The organism is Chryseobacterium ginsengisoli (assembly GCF_039542325.1).
Lineage (GTDB): Bacteria > Bacteroidota > Bacteroidia > Flavobacteriales > Weeksellaceae > Chryseobacterium > Chryseobacterium ginsengisoli.
In genome coordinates this window covers 1-531 of the sequence record NZ_BAABHX010000031.1, presented here as the reverse complement: position 1 = coordinate 531, position 531 = coordinate 1, and the positions used below count along the sequence as shown (strand labels likewise).

Below are 531 nucleotides of genomic sequence, written 5' to 3'. Positions count from 1 at the left end.
CCCCCGGGCGCGCGCCCGGCAGGCTCCACCGCGCGTCCTTGACGATCACCGGATCGGCCAGCAGGCGGGTGATCACCTCGCCGCGGGTGACCGACCAGACCTCACCGCCCTCCGGCAACCGCACCCGGACCGCCGGACCCGCCGCCCGGTTCGTGGCCGGACGCGTCACCGCCGCCGACCCGGAGGGCGAGGGGGTGCGCCTCACGCTGGCCGACGGGGGCGTCCTCACCGCCGACGGCGCGGTCCTCGCCGCGGGCCTGGGCCACCGCGGGATCGGCGGCGCGGCCACCGCCGTCGAGGTCCCGCTGCGCCCCGTCCACGGCGACGTGCTGCGCCTGCGGGTGCGCCCCGAGCAGCTGCTGCCGGGGGAGTCGCACCTGATCACCCGCACCGTCCGCGGCCTCGTCCACGGGCGCCAGGTCTACCTCGTGCCCCGTGCGGACGGCACCCTCGTGGTCGGCGCCTCGGCCCGCGAGGACGGCCTGGCCGGCACCTCCGCCGGGGCCGTGCTGGACCTGCTCGCCGACGCCG

The 531-nt window shown here is 79.7% G+C and carries 1 protein-coding gene; it reads left to right on the top strand.

Features of this window, described 5'->3' with window-relative positions; genetic code table 11:
• Positions 1-38 precede the first annotated feature (38 nt).
• Positions 39-531, top strand: a 493-nt coding sequence (locus ABD940_RS22850) for an FAD-dependent oxidoreductase (RefSeq protein ID WP_345208879.1), incomplete at its 3' end; no start/stop codon positions are given.